The organism is Pseudomonas sp. GW821-FHT09A09, from assembly GCF_059418405.1.
In genome coordinates this window covers 10,948-30,371 of record NZ_JBWKPU010000038.1, presented here as the reverse complement: position 1 = coordinate 30,371, position 19,424 = coordinate 10,948, and the positions used below count along the sequence as shown (strand labels likewise).

The following is a 19,424-nucleotide window of genomic DNA, read 5'->3' as shown; positions in this document are numbered from 1 at the left end:
CATACAAACAAAAAGCCCGCCTAGTGCGGGCTTTTTGCCGTCTGGGGTTTGTGTAGGATTTCATCTTTTTCTCCTGCCCTCATGTGTTTTCCTTCTCGGCTGCGTCGTCGCAGTTCATAGATGCAGCCAATGCTCAGCTTTGGCTCGCAAGCGCTTGTTCTTTCCAGTTTTTTGACGTTAAAAGCGCGCGCAGCGTGTATCATTGCGCCCGTCAGCCCCGCCGGGGCTTGTGGAATACCTCCATGGACTTACCCAGTAGTTACTCAGTACCCCGCTTTACCAATCATGAATTGACTGATTGATCCTTCCGGCGTGCCCCGCTGCTGGGAGTGGAGTTCGCCTATGACCGAAGTAGAAGTAAAGAAAACACAAGAAAGCCTGCAGGATCGCCTAGCTCAAGTCATCGAGCTACTGCAGCGCCAGCGCGTGGTCGAAGACCTCACGCATCGCCAGGAAGATCCGAACCACGACCGCGTCGAAAACCTGGTCCACCGGCAAAACCTCGTCGAGCTGCAACGCAAGCTCGATGACCTGCACTCCGCCGACGTTGCCTACATTCTTGAAGCCTTGCCGCTTGATGATCGACTGACCCTCTGGCAGTTGGTCAAGGCTGACCGTGACGGCGACATCCTCCTCGAAGTATCCGATTCGGTTCGTGAAACCCTGATCGCCGACATGGACGATCATGAGCTCCTGGCCGCCGCCAAGGAGATGGATGCCGACGAACTGGCTGACCTGGCCCCAGAGCTGCCGCGTGACGTTGTCCATGAGCTGATGGAGGCCCTCGACGGCCAGCAGCGTGAGCGGGTGCGTTCCGCCTTGTCTTACGACGAGGATCAGGTCGGCGCGCTGATGGACTTCGAGATGGTCACCATCCGCGAAGATGTCAGCCTGGAAGTGGTTCTGCGCTACCTGCGCCGCCTCAAGGAGCTGCCGGGCCATACCGACAAATTGTTCGTGGTCGATTACGAGGGCATCCTCAAGGGTGTGCTGCCGATCAAGCGTCTGCTGGTCAACGACCCTGAGAAGAAAGTTGCGGACGTCATGGCCAGTGATCCGGTGAGCTTTCACCCGGACGAAGACGCCTACGACGCCGCCCAGGCGTTCGAGCGTTATGACTTGATCTCGGCCCCGGTGGTCGACAAGAACGGCAAGCTGATCGGCCGTCTGACCATCGATGAAATGGTCGACCTGATTCGTGAAGAAAGCGAAACCGAAGTCCTGAACATGGCGGGTCTGCGTGAGGAGGAGGATATCTTCGCCTCCGTCTGGCGCTCGCTGCGTAACCGTTGGGCGTGGCTGGCGATCAACCTGATCACTGCATTCATCGCTTCGCGAGTCATTGGTCTGTTTGAGGGCTCGATCGAGAAATTGGTGGCCCTGGCGGCCCTGATGCCAATCGTGGCCGGCATTGGTGGTAACTCGGGTAACCAGACCATCACCATGATCGTGCGCGCCATGGCGCTCGACCAGGTGAACACGGGCAACACTTCACGCCTGATGCGCAAAGAGTTGGCGGTTGCGCTGATCAATGGCGTGGTGTGGGGTGGGGTGATCGGTATCGTGGCCTACTTGCTGTATGGCAGCTGGTCGCTGGGTGTCGTGATGACCGCCGCCATGACGCTCAACCTGTTGCTGGCTGCGCTGATGGGGGTGCTGATCCCCATGACCCTGGCGCGCCTTGGGCGTGACCCTGCAATGGGGGCCAGCGTGATGATCACGGCCATGACCGACAGCGGTGGCTTCTTCATCTTCCTGGGCCTGGCCACGATCTTCCTGCTTTGACCTGCCTGGCAAGCCAGCTCCCTGTAGGAGCTGGCTTGCCAGCGATCGCACCCCCTCGGTCTAACTGGGCGCCCCGCATCAGCCGCAACCCGTCCCGTCCAAATCCCACGCAAAAAAAAGCCAGCACATGGCTGGCTTCGGCTTTCAGTTGCAGATCAATCGGCTTCTGCGGCCGCTTCAACGTCGTGCGCGATAAGCGAGACGAGAGCATTTTGCTGGCGGTGGGAGAGCTGACGAAAACGCTGCAGCAGTTCGCGTTCGTGCAGTGACAGCTCTGGGCTGTCCAGGCGCATGCTCAACTCTTCGCCCAACGCACCTTCCTGAATGAGGCTCTGTTCCAGGCGCGCGATGATTTCGGAGTTCATGCTGCGGTGATGATTGCGAGCCACCTCGGCAATGCGTTCCCGCATTCCGTCTGGCAGACGTACGACGAACTTGTCAGCCGTACGGCTGGAATAAATTGCCTGTTTCAATGGGCGCATATATTTAACCGGTTAGTTCAGGGGAGCGGTTTTTGGAATTGGCCGCAAGATGAGTGTTAAGACAAGACTCACGACCAAAGTTCAACCCGAATTGCAAAGAGGCCGCATCATGCCTCAGATTTGACAGTTCCTTGGCGTCAATTCTGTGACAAATATTGAACTGCCTAAAGGCTTTATGCCAGCACTGATTTGCATTTTTGCGGACTGGTTGGAAAACTTTTCCACGAGTCATTCCCCAAGGGAACTTCCCGTAAGTCCAGGCCACCACAGGGTTTGAGGCCGCACATCCTATAGCAATATGGCCTTTTGCCCTTAATTTTAAGACTAGTGGCAATTTGCCGATTTACTAGGGCGGGGCGACATAAGGTAGGTACAGGAGGAGGGCTCAGCGCAACACAGGGTCGAATTTGAATCGGCGGCCAACGATGAGCGACAGCACCAGCAGGCTGGCAAACACGCCAGCGACGACGAATGCAGTGGTTTGCTCATCCTGGGCTGATGCGCTCATGCCAAACACGCCTGCCGCGAAGGTCAGGCATAAAAACAGCCATGCAGACTTAGTCATCGCGGTTACCTCAGAAAACCCAGTGTTCGGAAACAGGAGCGGCCTGAGCGTCCTGATTCACACGAATCGGCGTTTGCACGCCAGGTGTCATCACCGCCAGTTGTGGTCGCTGTTGCAGGTGATGCGGCACTGCTTGGCTGATTTGCCCGGCGTCATCCGAATTGGCGGACTGGAAATGGAACATGACCAGTGCTGCCAGGGCTACCGCATTAAGGGTCAACAGGAGGGCGCTGTTCATGTTCTTGTTCTCCGCAGTGGCTGGGCCGGATGAGGTCTGTCTGTAGGATAAGTATTGCAGGCCTCGTGCCAACCTTTTATCCCAATAAAATCAATAGCTTATAGACGTTTATGGGGGTTGTTGCGTTGCATTTTGCAAGACGGGCATTTCGCAGGGTTGCATTTTGCACGACGCCACAAAGTGCCCGTGTTTACGGGGCGATGCACAGCCTGGCCGAGTAAGGAGCGACCTACGCTCAAAAAGCCCACGGATGACATGACAAACGCCGACCCGGCCGTTAACATGCACGCCGTCCGTCGCCGCCCGCTTGGCAGGCGCCTGTCATTTGTCCCAGTAGCTCAATTGGATAGAGCATCCCCCTCCTAAGGGGAAGGTTGGCCGTTCGAACCGGCCCTGGGACACCAGATTCAAAGCCCCGCACAGACTGTTCTGGCGGGGCTTTTTTGTGGGCGCGTGGCAACATCGCGTCGAACCTTGCGGGCGATCAGGGTTCACAGCCAGTGCACCATCTATTTATCGCAACCGGTGTACCTCCCAGGCGAGCAAGCGGCGTCTGAGTGATTAAGCAAAAAATTCCCCGGAAACAGCCGATACCGCCTGTCCGGATCCGGCAACCCCGGACTATCATGCCGATAGCCCTGTCTCTCACCGCAAGGAGCCGCTCGGAACGCCGATGCGCCAGATCTGGAAATCTTTTCGAGCCCTTTATTTCGCCTCCTTGATGATGCTGATCGGCTCCGGCCTGCTCAGTACTTACCTGGCCCTGCGCCTGGCCGCCGACCATGTCGACAGCCTGTGGGTCGGTGCGTTGATGGCGGCCAACTATTTTGGCCTGGTACTGGGCGGCAAGATCGGGCACCGGCTGATCGCCCGCGTCGGGCATATTCGCGCCTATGCCACCTGTGCCGGGATCGTCGGTGCGGCAGTACTCGGCCACGGGTTGATCAACTGGCTGCCGGCCTGGATCGTGCTGCGTACGATCGTGGGCCTGGGGATGATGTGCCAGTACATGGTCATTGAAAGCTGGCTCAACGAGCAGGCGGACGCCAAGCAGCGTGGCGTGGTGTTCAGCGGCTACATGATCGCGTCCTACCTGGGTCTGGTGCTGGGGCAGTTGATTCTGGTCATGCACCCTCAACTCGGTCTCGAACTGCTGATGCTGGTCGCGGTGTGCTTTGCCCTGTGCCTGGTGCCGGTGGCCATGACCCGACGCATCCACCCCGCGCCTCTACACCCGGCGCCGATGGAGCCGCGTTTCTTCATTAAACGGGTGCCGCAGTCGCTGAGCACGGTGCTGGGGGCCGGGGTAATCGTGGGCTCGTTCTACGGTTTGGCGCCGCTCTATGCGTCGCAGCAAGGCCTGACGACCGAGCAGGTTGGTCTGTTCATGGGCTGCTGTATTTTTGCCGGTCTGTTGGTGCAGTGGCCGTTGGGCTGGTTGTCGGATCGCTATGATCGGGCCTTGCTGATTCGCTGCTTTGCGTTGTGCCTCGCGGTGGCGGCATTACCTCTGGCAATCATGTCGCAGGTGCCGCTGGAAGTGTTGTTCGTCGCCGGTTTCTTGTGTTCGCTGGTGCAGTTCTGCCTGTATCCGCTGGCCGTGGCGTTTTCCAACGACCATGTGGAAGGTGATCGCCGGGTTTCTCTGACGGCAATGCTGCTGGTGACCTACGGCATTGGCGCCAGTATCGGGCCGCTGCTGGCGGGTGTGGCGATGAAGCTGTTTGGCAGTCACATGCTGTATGCGTTCTTCAGCCTGTGTGCGTTGATCCTGGTGTGGCGTATCCGGCCGAAGGCGGTCACCAACCTGCATCAGGTGGATGATGCACCGCTGCATCACGTGGCAATGCCCGACAGCATGTCCAGCTCGCCGCTGGTGGCTTGCCTTGATCCACGGGTGGACGAGGCGGTGGTGCAGGAACAGATGCAGGCCACGCCCGTGGACCCTGCGCCCGAAGCCGATCCGGCGCCGGTGGTGGATGAGTCCGTCGTCGAAGGGCCACCGCCGCCCCTGGACCCGGATGACCACCCTCATGACCTGAGCCGCGCGCGGCCCTGAAAGCAAAAACGGGCAGATCCCATCAGGATCTGCCCGTTTTTTATTGCGCTCGAAAATGCTTAGAAGTCGTCGTCTTTATCGAAGCGACGGGCTTCGCGCTGCAATTGGTACACAAAGCGCTCGACCTGGCGCTGCACCAGGCCACTCATGTTGTGGAAACGCACGCCGGCAAAGGTGGTGTTGATCTTCTCTTCGAAGTGCAGGTAACGCAGCTCCACTGAGGTGGTCATGCTGCCGAAGGGCAGGGCGGCGATAAACCGGTCATAGACCTGGCCCAGTTGCAGGCGCTCGGAGATATCGCCTTCAAAGCGCAATTTGCAGCCGGTGGCGGAGATGTCCAGCAACTTGCCGCTGATCGGCGCCTTGAGCTTCTCGCCACCCAGTTCGATATTGACCAGTTGGGCCAGCTTCAATGCGGCGCGGAAGGCGTTACGGCGCTGATGGTAGACCACCTCGTCGGGCATGCTGCCGGTGTAGATGCGGTGCCCGTCTTTTTCGCTGATGGTCAGGGTGCCGTTGCTTTCCCAGGCCACACGTACGCCTTCGTGGAAGCCCTCGATGCGAAACGGTTCGCCATTTTCGAGGTAGCGCTCACCGTCGCGCGGGATCATTTCGTCCAGGGCCAGCGTCCCGCTGTCCCGGTCAACGTCCACCAGGTAGCTTTGGAAGCGCTGGCTGCGTTCATGGAAAGTGATGATCAGAGGATCATGGCTTTCTTGCAGCATCCGCAAAGTGCCGGCGATTTCCAGAGGCGTGGTGAGGACCTTGGGTGGCTGCGGGGCATCTTCCGCATTGAGGGCGTTGAACACGGTTCTTCCATCTCCAGACAAAATACGACTTCACGCAAGAACAGGCATTTTGCCAGCATGTAGCGCGCCTTGGATAGGGCGCGCTGAAAACCGGCGTCAGGCTTGGCTGCGGGTGCTTGGCTTGACCAGGCGCGAGGTGGAGCCTTGGGCGTTGTAGAGGGCCGGAGGCTCTCCGCCGTGGAGTATACGCAACTGGTTGGCGGTCGTGGCTTGCTGTAGCTGGATCGACTGACCGTTGAGCAGGTTGGCTTCCTGGCACTGGGCGAGCAATAGATTGAGGGCGTTGCTCTGTGCCAGCAGTTGGTCGCCGACCGAGGAGTGACTGGCCAGCTGAGCGAGGCCGTCGTGATCAGCCGGCAGGCCCAGGCTGATGAGAATCTGGCTGCGCTTCTTGCCATGCTGTTCCAGCAGCACAATCAGCGACTGCTTGCGTGCGAGAATTTCCTCCAGCAAGCGCATGTCCCGGCCGTACAAGGCCAGGGACTCTTCTTTGAGCAGCTCGAGCAAATGTTGCGTCGGCGCCAGATCGTCAATGATCAGTTGAAGCAAATGTTCGTCGTGGTGCATGGCTGGCCTTGGGTTTTAAGCGTCCAAAAGCCCTGCGCAGGCCTTTGCCTAGCGCTCGGCTTCGAAGTTAAGCAGCTTGCTGGCTACACGGTTGCTGTCGACTTTATAGCTGCCATCGGCGATAGCCTGTTTCAACTCGGCCACGCGGGCTTTGTTGACCACCGGTTGATCGCGCAGCGAGTCAGTGACCTTCTGCAACTGTTGAGCCTCATTGCTCAGGTGTACCGATTCCCCGCTTTGGCTGGCACCGGCCTGCTCTGCCTTGGCGGGCAGGGGCTGGGACTTGGCATCTACGCTGTCCTTGGCACCGCTGGTGCGCGTAGAGCCGGGCAAAGCCTGGGCGTTATTCAAACGGCTGAAATCAATGACCATAATAAAAAACCTCTGGGTATTTGGACGCTTGCCATGTTTTCGGCCATACCCGGACAAACTTTAGGCTCGATTGACAATAAACCTGTTTGCGCGAACGTCTGGCGCACAGTGTAGGAAAAGCTGGCGTCCGATACCAGTGATCTATAAAGCCACCTCGACTTGTCCGGGAGCGGTCACCCGCGCCTTGATCACGCGGTTGGAGTTCAGGTTCTTGACGCGGATCTGCTCGCTCATGCCGCCGTTGGACAGCGCCTCGCCCGGCATCTTCACGTTCAGCGAGCCGCTGCTGGCAGAGATCACCACCTGGTCGCCCTTGCGCACAACCTCGGCCTGCTCCAGGTGAACCAGGGTAATCACCTGGTCGGTGACCATTGGTCGGGTCAGTTTCTGCCCGATGGCCTGGTCCAGCGTGGTGAGGTAACCCTGATTGATCAGGCTGATATCCCGCTCACGCAAGGCAACGTCTTGATCGCCGATGATCCCGGTGCGCTTGAGGGGGCGGGTCACCACCACCACGTCGCGGAACAACTTCACCTGCGCCGGTACGAACACCGTCCAGGGCGACGCGCCTTCGCAGCGCACTTTGACCGTGACACGGCCGATCGGCTGGGCCGGGCTTTCCAGGGTGGCTGTCAATTCCTTGTCGCACGCCGGCATGCGTAGTCGAGGGTCCAGCTGGTTGACCTGGATTTCGTAGCGCCCGGGCGTCTGGGTGGTCGCCAGATAATCTTCTACAGTGAACTCAAGAAAGCCCTGAGTGACGCCGATAAGTAGATCAGGCAAGGTGACGTTATCTGCGCGGGCCGTGGCCCCTGTGCCCATGGCAAGCAATGCCAGCGACGCGCAGAGCAGGCTACGGAGTCGTTGGGGAGCAAGGCGTCGGGAAACTGTCGTTTTAAGGTTCATGACCAATAAAAAGCAAAGCTCGTGCCGTTTAATGTTGGGTGCGCGTCGTACCCCTTAAGTTTTAGCGTAGGAGTCTGGGCATGGCAGGTGTAATGGATTCAGTAAACCAGCGCACACAGCTGGTAGGGCAGAATCGCCTGGAGTTGTTGCTTTTTCGCCTGGACGGCAAGCAGCTATATGGCATCAACGTGTTCAAGGTGCGGGAAGTGCTGCAATGTCCCAAGCTGACGATCATGCCCAAGTCCAGCCCGGTGGTGTGTGGCGTTGCCAACATCCGGGGTGCGACGATCCCGATTCTTGACCTGGCCATGGCCACCGGTTCTTCCGGTTTGCAAGACCGTGAAAGCCCGTTTGTGATCATCACCGAGTACAACACCAAGACCCAGGGCTTCCTGGTGCGCTCGGTGGAGCGCATCGTCAACATGAACTGGGAAGAGATCCATCCGCCGCCCAAGGGCACCGGCCGCGATCACTACCTCACGGCGGTGACGCGGGTCGATAACCAGTTGGTGGAAATCATCGACGTGGAGAAGATCCTCGCCGAAGTGGCGCCGACCTCGGAAAACATCTCGGTCGGTGTGGTTGATGCCGAAACCGCGCACAAGGCGGTATCGCTGCGGGTATTGACCGTGGATGACTCCTCCGTGGCGCGCAAGCAGGTCACCCGTTGCCTGCAAACCGTCGGTGTGGAAGTGGTCGCGCTCAACGACGGCCGCCAGGCGCTGGATTACCTGCGCAAGCTGGTGGATGAGGGCAAGAAGCCGGAAGAAGAATTCCTGATGATGATTTCCGACATCGAGATGCCGGAAATGGACGGCTACACCCTCACGGCCGAGATACGCAACGATCCACGCATGCAAAAACTACATATCATCCTGCATACTTCGTTGTCCGGTGTATTCAATCAGGCGATGGTCAAGAAGGTCGGTGCCGATGACTTCCTGGCCAAATTTCGTCCTGATGACCTGGCATCCCGGGTAGTCGACCGGATCAAGGCAGCAGATCACGGCTAGGGGGATTTCCCCTGGCGGTCACACGATTTAAGAGGCGGTATCATTGTCTACGGGTAATTTGGATTTCGAACAATTCCGGGTCTTCCTGGAAAAAGCCTGTGGCATATTGCTCGGTGAAAACAAGCAGTACCTGGTATCCAGCCGTCTCAACAAACTGATGGAACAGCAGGGTATCAAGTCCCTGGGCGAGTTGGTCCAGCGCATCCAGGGCCAGCCGCGCAGTGGCCTCAAGGAAATGGTGGTCGATGCCATGACCACCAACGAAACCCTGTGGTTTCGGGATACCTACCCCTTTGAGGTGCTCAAGAGCAAAGTGCTGCCCGAAGCCATCAAGGCCAGCCCGGGTCAGCGCCTGCGCATCTGGTCGGCGGCGTGTTCTTCGGGGCAGGAGCCGTACTCGATCTCGATGTCCATCGACGAGTTCGAACGAACCAACATGGGCCAATTGAAGGCAGGTGCGCAAATCGTTGCCACCGACCTGTCCGGCACCATGCTCACCAACTGCAAGACCGGCGAGTACGACAGCCTGGCCCTGGGCCGTGGTTTGTCCCAGGAGCGCCTGCAGCGTTACTTTGACCCGAAAGGGGCAGGGCGCTGGGCGGTCAAGGCGCCGATCAAGAACCGGGTGGAGTTCCGCTCGTTCAACCTGCTCGACAGCTACGCCAGCCTGGGCAAGTTCGACATGGTGTTCTGCCGCAACGTGCTGATCTACTTCTCGGCCGAAGTGAAGAAAGACATCCTGTTGCGCATCCACGGCACGCTCAAGCGGGGCGGCTATCTGTTCCTCGGCGCTTCCGAAGCGCTGAACGGTTTGCCGGATCATTACCAGATGGTGCAGTGCAGCCCGGGGATCATCTACCAGGCCAAGTAATACCCAAACACTGTGGGAGCCAGGCTTTTGTAGGCGCTGGCTTGCCAGCGATAGCATCACCTCGGTCTAACTGAAAAACCGAGGTGCCTGCATCGCCGGCAAGCCGGCTCCTACAAGAGTCGGCTCCCATTTTTTTTGCGGCAATCCTTCCCCGAGCGGCAAACCCCCATTGCCGCTTTACTGGCGCCACGCGGAAACCGGTTGCCGCTTTTCTGGCATTGCCACCGGCAAACCCCTCGCAAACCCTTGAGTTACGGCCTTTTCGTTAATTGGCATGCGCCTTGCTATAACCCAGTTACGAAAAGCAGGTCAGCCTAAAGGTTTCCGCCATGAGCATCAGCTTCGATAAAGCGCTCGGTATCCACGAACAAGCCCTGGGCTTCCGCGCCCAGCGTGCCGAAGTCCTGGCCAACAACATTGCCAACGCCGACACCCCGAACTACAAGGCTCGGGATCTGGACTTCTCCGCCGTGCTCGCTGCACAGCAGGACAAGACCAAGAACGGCACCTTCGCCTTGAACATGACCAATAGCCGTCATATCGAAGCGCAAGGCCTGGGCAATGGTGACGAGTCGCTGCTGTATCGCACGCCGATGCAGCCGTCGATCGACCAGAACACCGTCGACGCCCAGCTGGAGCAATCGGCCTACGCCGAGAACTCGGTGAACTTCCAGGCCAGCTTTACCCTGCTCAACAGTAAATTCAAAGGGCTGATGTCAGCCCTGCGTGGAGAGTAAGCCATGTCCCTAGCCAGTGTTTTCAATATTGCCGGCAGTGGCATGAGCGCGCAGACCACGCGTTTGAACACCGTCGCCAGTAACATCGCCAACGCCGAGACCGTGTCTTCGAGCATTGACCAGACCTACCGCGCCCGTCACCCGGTGTTCGCCACCATGTTCCAGGGCGGCCAGAGCGGTGGCAGCGATTCGCTGTTCCAGAACCAGGATGCCGCCGGCCAAGGCGTGCAGGTGCTCGGCGTCGTTGAAGACCAGAGCAACCTGGAAGCCCGCTACGAGCCGAACCACCCGGCAGCGAACGAAAAAGGCTACGTGTACTACCCGAACGTCAACGTGGTCGAGGAGATGGCAGACATGATCTCCGCCAGCCGCTCGTTCCAGACCAACGCGGAAATGATGAACACCGCCAAAACCATGATGCAGAAGGTCCTGACCCTGGGTCAGTGATAAGGGGCGCCAAATAATGGCCATTGTTGATACCACTTCTACCAATACGGCGGTTCAGGACCTTTTCAACTCGAAGGTCAAGACCGCGACGGACAACAGCAGCGTCGGTGACGCTTCCAAGGCGGCGACGGGCAACCAGTCGCTGGGCAAGGACGCATTCCTGCAACTGCTGGTGACCCAGCTCAAAAACCAGAACCCGCTGTCGCCTCAGGACAACGGCGCGTTCGTGGCGCAACTGGCGCAGTTCAGCAGCCTGGAAGGGATCAACACCCTGAACGACTCGGTGAATGCGATCTCCAGCAACTTCAGCTCGTCGCAAGCGCTGCAAGCGTCGTCGCTGGTGGGGCGTTCGATCATCACCCAGACCGACAAGGCCATGGTTGATACCAGCAAGAGCATGACCGGTTCGGTAGCGGTGACGGCGGCGACGGGCAACGTCTCCGTGAAGATCACCGACAAAGACGGCAACGTGGTGCGCACCATCGACATGGGTGCCCAAAGCGCCGGCGATGCGAGCTTTATCTGGGATGGCAAGAACGACAAGGGCGAAGTCGCCCCTGCCGGTACCTACACCTTTGCCGCCACCACGAAGAACGACAAGGGCGACTCGGTTGCCCTGGCCACTTCGCTGCCGGCAACCGTTACCAGCGTGACGCTGAGCAAGACCGGCGGCGAAATGCTGTTGAACCTTGCAGGCGGCATGGGCAGCGTCAAGCTGTCGCAAATTCAGACTATCGGTACATAGAGCCGGCTAAATACGGCAGAAGGAGAGAAACATGTCTTTTAACATCGGCCTGAGCGGCCTCTATGCGGCCAACAAACAACTGGACGTGACCGGCAACAACATCGCCAACGTCGCGACCACTGGCTTCAAGTCGTCCCGTGCGGAATTCGCGGACATCTACGCGGCGTCCAAGCTGGGCACCGGCCAGAACAGCATCGGCAACGGTGTGAACCTGGCGGCTGTGTCCCAGCAGTTCACCCAAGGTGACGTGAACAACAGCGGCGGCATCCTGGACATGGCGATCCAGGGCGGTGGCTTCTTCGTGCAGAAGGCCAGCGACGGCTCGCTGGAATACACCCGCAGCGGTGCCTTCCGTGCCGACAAAGACGGCTACATCACCAACAACACCGGCACCTCGCGCCTGCAAGGCTACGCGGCGGACGCCGATGGCAAGATCATCAAGGGCGGCCTGACTGACCTGCAACTGAACCTGTCGAACCTGCCGCCGAAGGCGTCCACCAAGGTGGACTCCACCAGTAACCTGAACTCTTCAGAAGCGGTGATCAACCAGACGACCAAGCCGTTTGACCCAAGTGACACCAGTACCTTTACCACTCAATACAGCACCACCTTGTACGACAACCAAGGTAACGCTCACCCGATGGTGCAGTACCTGGTCAAGACCGACAGCAACGTCTGGAAATCCTACACGCTGATCGATGGCCGTAACCCGGACGGCACACTGCCAACGGGCACAGGCGCAGGCACTGCGCCACCTGCTGCGACGACGCTGACGTTTGATGGTTCCGGCAAGCTCACCACTGTTGCTGGGGCAGGTGTGACCGGCAATACCCTGACCATCACCGGCTGGGTGCCGGGTACCGTGACCAATGGTGTGTGGAAGGCAAACGGTGCGACTGCCAACCCTACCGGCATCGCAATCAACATGGGCAACATCACCCAATACAACTCGGCCACCTACCGCAACCCGCCGACCACCGACGGTTATGCGACTGGCCAGATCACCGGCCTGAAAATCGACGGCAGCGGCGTACTGTTCGCCACGTTCAGCAACCAGCAGAGCAAGGCCATCGGCCAGATCTCCCTGGCCAGCTTCAACAACGAACAAGGCCTGCAGCCAGCCGGTGGCACCACCTGGAGAGAGACTTTCGCTTCGGGCCAGCCGGGTTACGACACCCCGCAAGCCGGCACCCTGGGTTCGATCGTGGCCAACTCCCTGGAGAACTCCAACGTCAACCTGACCAACGAGCTGGTGGACCTGATCAAGGCCCAGAGCAACTACCAGGCGAACGCCAAGACCATCTCCACCCAGAGCACCATCATGCAGACCATCATTCAGATGACCTGATGCGTTAACGCTCCACAAAAAGCCCCTCACACGAGGGGCTTTTTTGTGGGCGCATTCCGGTAACCCAACACAACCCTGCGCGACGCAACGCGACCCCATGTAGGAGCCGGCTTGCCGGCGATGGCGGGGTACCAGGAAAAGGATATGCCGACAGGAAGGTCGCTATCGCCGGCAAGCCGGCTCCTACAAGGGTTGGCGGTGTATCAGGCGACGGATGGTTCGACAAAGGCCCGGTCAATGGTGGGAGCTGGCTTGCCTGCGATAGCTATGTGGCTGATACACCGCTATCGCCGGCAAGCCAGTTCCCACAGGTGATTGCATGTCCAAACAGAGGCCCGTGCCACGCCCATAAAAGAAAACCCCCGGCAAGCCCGGAGGCTTGGCGGGGGTTCTCGGGTAGGCGCCTTTGCGCGCCTACCGGCTCAGCTTACTGGCAAGCTTCGCAATCCGGCTCGTCGATCGCGCAGGCTTTTGGCACTGGCGCCGGACCGGCGGGAGCGGCGAGAACCGAGTCGTCACCGTGGTTGCCGCCGCTGGAAACAGCGTTCAGCTTACCGGTGTTGATGGTCGACTTCTCGGTGCTGGTCGCAGCCAGGGCACGGAGGTAGTAAGTGGTTTTCAGGCCACGGTACCACGCCATGCGGTAGGTCACGTCCAGCTTCTTGCCCGAAGCGCCGGCGATGTACAGGTTCAGGGACTGAGCCTGGTCGATCCACTTCTGACGACGGCTGGCGGCGTCAACGATCCACTTGGTGTCCACTTCGAAGGCGGTCGCGTAGAGCTCTTTGAGTTCTTGCGGGATGCGCTCGATCTGCTGCACGGAACCGTCGTAGTACTTCAGGTCGTTGATCATGACCGAGTCCCACAGGCCGCGGGCTTTCAGGTCGCGGACCAGGTACGGGTTGATCACGGTGAATTCGCCCGACAGGTTCGATTTCACATACAGGTTCTGGTAGGTCGGTTCGATCGACTGCGACACGCCAGTGATGTTGGCGATGGTGGCGGTCGGTGCGATGGCCATGATGTTGGAGTTACGAATACCTTTCTGCACACGGGCACGTACCGGCGCCCAGTCCAGGGATTCGTTCAGGTCAACGTCGATGTACTTCTGGCCACGGGCTTCGATCAGGATCTGTTGCGAATCCAGCGGCAGGATGCCTTTGGACCACAGCGAACCCTGGAACGTCTCGTAGGCGCCGCGCTCGTCGGCCAGGTCGCAGGAAGCCTGGATCGCGTAGTAGCTGACCGCTTCCATGGACTTGTCGGCGAACTCGACCGCAGCATCCGAACCGTAAGGAATGTGCTGCAGGTACAGCGCGTCCTGGAAGCCCATGATGCCCAAGCCAACCGGACGGTGCTTGAAGTTGGAGTTCTGCGCCTGTGGCACCGAGTAGTAGTTGATGTCGATCACGTTATCGAGCATGCGAACGGCGGTGTTGACGGTGCGCTCCAGCTTGGCGGTGTCCAGCTTGCCGTTGACGATGTGGTTCGGCAGGTTGATCGAGCCCAGGTTGCAAACGGCGATCTCGTCCTTGTTGGTGTTCAAGGTGATCTCGGTGCACAGGTTCGAGCTGTGGACCACGCCCACGTGCTGCTGCGGGCTGCGCAGGTTGCACGGGTCTTTGAAGGTCAGCCATGGGTGGCCGGTTTCAAACAGCATGGACAGCATTTTGCGCCACAGGTCTTTGGCCTGGATGGTCTTGAACAGCTTGACCTTGCCTGGGTACTCGGTGAGGGCTTCGTAGTACTCGTAGCGCTCTTCGAAGGCTTTACCGGTCAGGTCGTGCAGGTCCGGCACTTCGGAGGGCGAGAACAGGGTCCACTTGCCGTCATCGAAGACACGCTTCATGAACAGGTCAGGGATCCAGTTGGCGGTGTTCATGTCGTGGGTACGACGACGGTCATCACCGGTGTTCTTGCGCAGCTCGATGAACTCTTCGATGTCCATGTGCCAGGTTTCCAGGTAGGCACACACAGCGCCTTTGCGCTTGCCACCCTGGTTCACGGCGACGGCGGTGTCGTTCACCACTTTCAGGAACGGTACAACGCCCTGGGACTTGCCATTGGTGCCCTTGATGTACGAACCCAGTGCACGCACCGGGGTCCAGTCGTTGCCCAGGCCGCCGGCGAATTTGGACAACATGGCGTTGTCGTGGATCGCGTGGTAGATGCCCGACAGGTCATCCGGCACGGTGGTCAGGTAGCAGCTGGACAGCTGTGGACGCAGGGTGCCGGCGTTGAACAGGGTCGGGGTCGACGACATGTAGTCGAAGGACGACAGCAGGTTGTAGAACTCGATCGCACGGTCTTCTTTGTGCTTCTCTTCGATCGCCAGGCCCATGGCCACGCGCATGAAGAACACTTGCGGCAGTTCGAAGCGGATACCGTCCTTGTGGATGAAGTAACGGTCGTACAGGGTTTGCAGGCCCAGGTAGGTGAACTGCTGGTCACGCTCGTGGTTGATCGCCTTGCCCAGTTTTTCCAGGTCGAAGGTGGCCAGAACCGGGTTCAGCAATTCGAATTCGATACCCTTGGCGATGTAGGCCGGCAGGGCTTTGGCGTACAGGTCGGCCATCTCGTGGTGAGTGGCGCTGTCGGCGACTTTCAGGAAGCCCAGGCCTTCGGCACGCAGGGTGTCCATCAGCAGGCGCGCAGTCACGAACGAGTAGTTCGGCTCGCGTTCAACCAGGGTACGGGCGGTCATCACCAGAGCGGTGTTGACGTCGGTCAGGGCCACGCCGTCGTACAGGTTTTTCAGGGTTTCGCGCTGGATCAGGTCACCATCGACTTCTTCCAGGCCTTCGCAGGCCTCGGTGATGATGGTGTTCAGGCGGCCCAGGTCCAGCGGTGCAAAGCTGCCGTCGGCCAGGGTGATGCGGATCGATGGGTGAGCTTGTACCGCAGCTTCTTCAGCTGGGGAGCGCACGGCACGCTCTTTGGCGCGCGAGTCGCGGTAGATCACGTAGTCGCGGGCGACTTTCTGCTCGCCGGCACGCATCAGGGCCAGTTCGACCTGGTCCTGGATTTCTTCGATGTGGATGGTGCCGCCCGACGGCATGCGACGCTTGAAGGTCGCGGTGACTTGTTCGGTCAGGCGGGCAACGGTGTCGTGGATGCGCGACGAGGCAGCAGCGGTGCCACCTTCAACTGCAAGAAACGCTTTGGTGATGGCGACGGTGATTTTGTCATCGGTGTAAGGAACGACAGTGCCGTTACGCTTGATCACTCGCAATTGGCCGGGTGCGGTGGCGGACAGATCCAGGTTCGAATCAGCGGCCTGCGGCACGGAGCCTTGCGGGTTCTCGCGAGTTGTGTCGGTTTGCATGGGGGGTTGTCTCCACATTCTATATTTATTTGGGCACCATCAAGGTGCCCACCGTTCCGTCCTGAAGCACTTACAACAGGCCAAGGGCCTGGCATAACAACTTCGGGACAGGAGGAAGGGAGCTGTTCGCGCCGCTTCCATGCCGAAGTCTTCGGTTCGGGGCTGAAAAGCCCTTGACCGTATTCCTGGTGGGTGACAGTTGCCCGCTTCAAGCACTGCAACACCCGTACCGTTTTCTGCCCGTTGGGCTGGAAAACGCTTGCCATCCGCGTGCGCGGTTTGGGCTTTCAAAAAATGCTTTGGTTCAACCAAACGGGCGCAAGAAACCTCTTGAATTTCTTGTCTGATCTGTGTTTGGTTTTTCGCTTAAAACCCTACATGTAGGGTTTTTTTAGCGCCGAGGTACAAGATAATGCGTTTTTGGGGGCTTAGCAACGCACTACCTGTGGATAACGCTGTGGGTAAAATGTGTATGAAACGTGGAACACCCGTGTAGGCCGCACTACTGCTGGATTCGGCCGTTTGTCACTGAATATTCCAAGGTAAAAACAGCGGGTTGGATTTTTGAGGGCGCGAACCCTATCACAAAAAAACGCGATCACCGAATGGATTTCCAGGCTTGTGTTAGGGGACTGGCCCGTGGCTACAATCGGCATCCGTTATGCCCTCAAAACATGACAAACAGGGTATGACCGATGGAGATCAAACTGTGGATCTCCACGGGTCAGAAGAACTTCTAATAACAATGAGGACCACCCGTGGAGCAAGAAGCCTGGCAAATACTGATCGTCGAGGACGACGAACGTCTGGCCGAGTTGACCCGTGATTACTTGGAGAGCAACGGCCTGCGCGTCTCGGTGGAAAGCGACGGGGCCCGGGCGGCGGCGCGCATCGTCGCCGAACAGCCAGACCTGGTGATCCTCGACCTGATGCTGCCCGGCGAAGACGGCTTGAGCATCTGCCGCAACGTGCGTGAGCGCTACGACGGGGTGATCCTGATGCTGACCGCGCGCACCGACGATATGGACCAGGTCCTCGGCCTGGACATGGGCGCTGACGACTACGTGTGCAAGCCCGTGCGCCCACGCCTGTTGCTGGCGCGTATCCAGGCGTTGCTGCGGCGCAGTGAACCGGCCGAACCGACCAGCGTGGAAAACCAGCGCCGCCTGCAATTCGGCCCGTTGGTGGTGGACAACGCCCTGCGCGAAGCCTGGTTGCATGAAGGCGGTATCGAATTGACCAGCGCCGAGTTCGACCTGTTGTGGCTGCTGGTGGCGAATGCCGGGCGCATCCTCTCCCGCGAAGAAATCTTCATCGCCCTGCGTGGCATTGGCTATGACGGCCAGGACCGCTCCATCGATGTGCGCATCTCGCGCATCCGGCCCAAGATCGGCGACGACCCGATCCACCCACGTTTGATCAAGACCATCCGCAGCAAAGGCTACCTGTTCGTCCCCGAAGCCGCCGCCGACCTGTCGCTGTGAACTCGATCTTCCTGCGCATCTACGGCGGCATGTGCGCCGCGCTGATCCTGGTGGCGCTGCTTGGCGTACTGGCCCTGCACCTGCTCAACGAGGTGCGCAGCGGCCAATACCGCGAGCGCCTGGCCCACGGCACCTTTGCCTTGATGGGTGACAACCTGCAACCCATGAGCGCCATCGAACGCCAGCGCGCCTTGGCGGTGTGGGAGCGCTTGCTGGGGATCCCCCTGGAGCTGCGCCCCCTGGCCGATGCGCAACTGGACCTGAGCCAACGCAACCGCCTGCAACGTGGCCAGGTGCTGGTGGAACAGACCGGGCCTCACGCCGCACGGGTGTTGCGCCTGGTCAGCGAGCAGGATCAGCTGGTGCTCACCGGCGAAGTGCAGCAAATCAGCGAGCAATTGGCCCGCGCCACTATTTATCTGCTGGCTGATGAGCTGGTGCGCTTTCCCGTCGCCGAGCAGCCGCAAAAACTGGCAGACATAAAAGAAGCCAAGGGCTTTGGTTTTGATATGCACCTCATGACCCTGAATGAGGCTGACATGGACGACGACCAGCGCCGCCGCGTATCCGAGGGCGATACGGTGATGGCCCTGGGCAAGGGCGGTGATTCGATCCGTGTGTTCGCCGGCATGGTCGGCACGCCGTGGGTGCTGGAGATCGGCCCGTTGTACCAGATGAACCCGTACCCGCCGCAATGGCTGATCCTGATCGCGCTGATCAGCCTGACCCTGATCGGCCTGATCGTCTATTTACTGGTGCGTCAGCTGGAACGCCGTCTCAAAGGCCTGGAAGCCGCGGCCACTCGCATTGCCAAGGGCAACCTCGAAGTGCGCGTGCCGGCCCGGGGCGCAGACTCGGTCGGGCGCCTGGCCGCCGCCTTTAATGGCATGGCCGAGCACCTGCAGCAATTGCTGGCGATCCAGCGTGAATTGGTGCGCGCGGTGTCCCACGAGTTGCGCACGCCGGTAGCGCGCTTGCGCTTTGGCCTGGAAATGGTCGGCGACGCTACGACGCCTGAAGCGCGGCGCAAATACCTGGAAGGCATGGACAGCGATATCCAGGACCTCGATGGCCTGGTGGATGAAATGCTCACCTATGCACGCTTGGAACAGGGTGCGCCCGAGCTTAATTTCCAGCGCGTCGACCTCAGCGCGTTGCTCAATCAGGTGATCGGCGAATTATCGCCACTGCGTCCGCAAGTCACCGTGAGTCGTGGTATTTGCCTGTCATCGGCGCATTGGGATGACGCGTGGGTCGACGCCGAACCGCGTTACTTGCACCGCGCCTTGCAAAACCTTGTGAGCAACGCCATGCGTCATGCCCAGGGCCAGGTGTTGATCAGTTATCAGGTGGGCCAGGTGCGTTGCCGCATCGACGTGGAAGACGACGGCCCCGGCGTGCCGGAAAGCGCCTGGGAGCGCATCTTCACGCCGTTCCTGCGCCTGGACGACAGCCGCACGCGGGCCTCTGGCGGGCACGGGCTGGGCCTGTCGATTGTGCGGCGGATCATTTATTGGCACGGCGGAAGGGCGTTGATCGGCAAGAGCAACAACTTGGGTGGGGCGTGCTTCAGCCTGAGTTGGCCGCGGGATCAGGATAAAGGCTGATATCGCGATCGCCGGCAAGCCGGCTCCTACAGGGGAACGCATTCCCGACTCAACTGTAGGAGCC

The 19,424-nt window shown here is 59.5% G+C and carries 18 protein-coding genes and 1 tRNA gene; 11 read left to right on the top strand and 8 right to left on the bottom strand.

Translation table 11 applies throughout. The features are described 5' to 3' along the window. Positions 1 to 342: 342 nt before the first annotated feature. Positions 343 to 1,785 (top strand): magnesium transporter, encoded by a 1,443-nt coding sequence (gene mgtE / locus AC07OV_RS25650; RefSeq protein ID WP_495093228.1) that lies wholly within the window; start codon positions 343 to 345, stop codon positions 1,783 to 1,785. A gap of 155 nt (positions 1,786 to 1,940) precedes the next feature. On the opposite strand, the gene AC07OV_RS25645 is transcribed toward mgtE, so the two are convergent. From AC07OV_RS25645 to AC07OV_RS25635, 3 genes are all read right to left on the bottom strand, one after another. After that, positions 1,941 to 2,267, bottom strand: a complete 327-nt coding sequence (locus AC07OV_RS25645) for an Arc family DNA-binding protein (protein WP_024076996.1) — start codon at positions 2,265 to 2,267, stop codon at positions 1,941 to 1,943. 385 nt (positions 2,268 to 2,652) lie between these two features. After that, entirely contained in the window at positions 2,653 to 2,832 is a 180-nt protein-coding gene (locus tag AC07OV_RS25640; RefSeq protein ID WP_494998270.1) for a PA3371 family protein, read from the bottom strand. A 10-nt stretch (positions 2,833 to 2,842) separates the two neighbouring features. Next, positions 2,843 to 3,070 (bottom strand): hypothetical protein, encoded by a 228-nt coding sequence (locus AC07OV_RS25635; protein WP_494998269.1) that lies wholly within the window; start codon positions 3,068 to 3,070, stop codon positions 2,843 to 2,845. 327 nt (positions 3,071 to 3,397) lie between these two features. On the opposite strand from AC07OV_RS25635, the gene AC07OV_RS25630 reads away from it, so the two are divergent. Together AC07OV_RS25630 and AC07OV_RS25625 are read left to right on the top strand one after the other, a co-directional pair. Next, positions 3,398 to 3,474: transfer RNA gene (locus tag AC07OV_RS25630), tRNA-Arg, on the top strand. A gap of 269 nt (positions 3,475 to 3,743) precedes the next feature. Further along, complete coding sequence (locus AC07OV_RS25625) at positions 3,744 to 5,129, top strand: MFS transporter (protein WP_176997949.1); 1,386 nt, start codon at positions 3,744 to 3,746, stop codon at positions 5,127 to 5,129. Between the two features lie 59 nt (positions 5,130 to 5,188). On the opposite strand, the gene AC07OV_RS25620 is transcribed toward AC07OV_RS25625, so the two are convergent. The 4 genes from AC07OV_RS25620 to flgA all read right to left on the bottom strand — a co-directional run bounded on the left by AC07OV_RS25620 (position 5,189) and on the right by flgA (position 7,783). Next, entirely contained in the window at positions 5,189 to 5,938 is a 750-nt protein-coding gene (locus AC07OV_RS25620; RefSeq protein WP_176997948.1) for a flagellar brake protein, read from the bottom strand. Positions 5,939 to 6,034: 96 nt separating this feature from the next. Further along, positions 6,035 to 6,505 (bottom strand): flagella synthesis protein FlgN, encoded by a 471-nt coding sequence (locus tag AC07OV_RS25615; protein WP_176997947.1) that lies wholly within the window; start codon positions 6,503 to 6,505, stop codon positions 6,035 to 6,037. 48 nt (positions 6,506 to 6,553) lie between these two features. Next, positions 6,554 to 6,877, bottom strand: coding sequence for a flagellar biosynthesis anti-sigma factor FlgM (flgM, locus tag AC07OV_RS25610; protein WP_176997946.1), 324 nt, complete (start codon positions 6,875 to 6,877; stop codon positions 6,554 to 6,556). A gap of 141 nt (positions 6,878 to 7,018) precedes the next feature. Next, the gene (gene flgA, locus AC07OV_RS25605; protein WP_494998268.1) at positions 7,019 to 7,783 is read right to left on the bottom strand and encodes a flagellar basal body P-ring formation chaperone FlgA; all 765 of its coding nucleotides are present in this window, start codon (positions 7,781 to 7,783) and stop codon (positions 7,019 to 7,021) included. An 80-nt stretch (positions 7,784 to 7,863) separates the two neighbouring features. On the opposite strand from flgA, the gene AC07OV_RS25600 reads away from it, so the two are divergent. The 6 genes from AC07OV_RS25600 to flgE all read left to right on the top strand — a co-directional run bounded on the left by AC07OV_RS25600 (position 7,864) and on the right by flgE (position 12,944). Next, entirely contained in the window at positions 7,864 to 8,796 is a 933-nt protein-coding gene (locus AC07OV_RS25600) for a chemotaxis protein CheV (protein ID WP_176997944.1), read from the top strand. Between the two features lie 43 nt (positions 8,797 to 8,839). Next, the gene (gene cheR / locus AC07OV_RS25595; RefSeq protein WP_025854126.1) at positions 8,840 to 9,667 is read left to right on the top strand and encodes a protein-glutamate O-methyltransferase CheR; all 828 of its coding nucleotides are present in this window, start codon (positions 8,840 to 8,842) and stop codon (positions 9,665 to 9,667) included. 329 nt (positions 9,668 to 9,996) lie between these two features. Then, the gene (gene flgB / locus AC07OV_RS25590) at positions 9,997 to 10,404 is read left to right on the top strand and encodes a flagellar basal body rod protein FlgB (RefSeq protein ID WP_003214246.1); all 408 of its coding nucleotides are present in this window, start codon (positions 9,997 to 9,999) and stop codon (positions 10,402 to 10,404) included. 3 nt (positions 10,405 to 10,407) lie between these two features. Next, a complete protein-coding gene (gene flgC / locus AC07OV_RS25585; RefSeq protein ID WP_016973698.1) occupies positions 10,408 to 10,851 on the top strand; it encodes a flagellar basal body rod protein FlgC in 444 nt (147 codons plus the stop codon). 16 nt (positions 10,852 to 10,867) lie between these two features. Next, positions 10,868 to 11,596: a flagellar hook assembly protein FlgD gene (flgD, locus tag AC07OV_RS25580; RefSeq protein ID WP_176997943.1), complete on the top strand. Its 729-nt coding sequence runs from the start codon at positions 10,868 to 10,870 to the stop codon at positions 11,594 to 11,596. A gap of 31 nt (positions 11,597 to 11,627) precedes the next feature. Continuing rightward, positions 11,628 to 12,944, top strand: coding sequence for a flagellar hook protein FlgE (gene flgE / locus AC07OV_RS25575; protein ID WP_176997942.1), 1,317 nt, complete (start codon positions 11,628 to 11,630; stop codon positions 12,942 to 12,944). 427 nt (positions 12,945 to 13,371) lie between these two features. Here the strand turns inward: flgE and AC07OV_RS25570 are convergent, their stop codons facing one another. After that, entirely contained in the window at positions 13,372 to 16,269 is a 2,898-nt protein-coding gene (locus tag AC07OV_RS25570) for a ribonucleoside-diphosphate reductase subunit alpha (protein WP_494999140.1), read from the bottom strand. Between the two features lie 758 nt (positions 16,270 to 17,027). Between AC07OV_RS25570 and AC07OV_RS25565 the strand changes: the two genes are divergently transcribed. Then, the gene (locus tag AC07OV_RS25565) at positions 17,028 to 17,753 is read left to right on the top strand and encodes a response regulator (RefSeq protein ID WP_494999141.1); all 726 of its coding nucleotides are present in this window, start codon (positions 17,028 to 17,030) and stop codon (positions 17,751 to 17,753) included. Continuing rightward, positions 17,750 to 19,360 (top strand): ATP-binding protein, encoded by a 1,611-nt coding sequence (locus AC07OV_RS25560; RefSeq protein ID WP_495093227.1) that lies wholly within the window; start codon positions 17,750 to 17,752, stop codon positions 19,358 to 19,360. Before AC07OV_RS25565 ends, AC07OV_RS25560 begins: the two co-directional genes overlap by 4 nt. Positions 19,361 to 19,424: the final 64 nt, after the last annotated feature.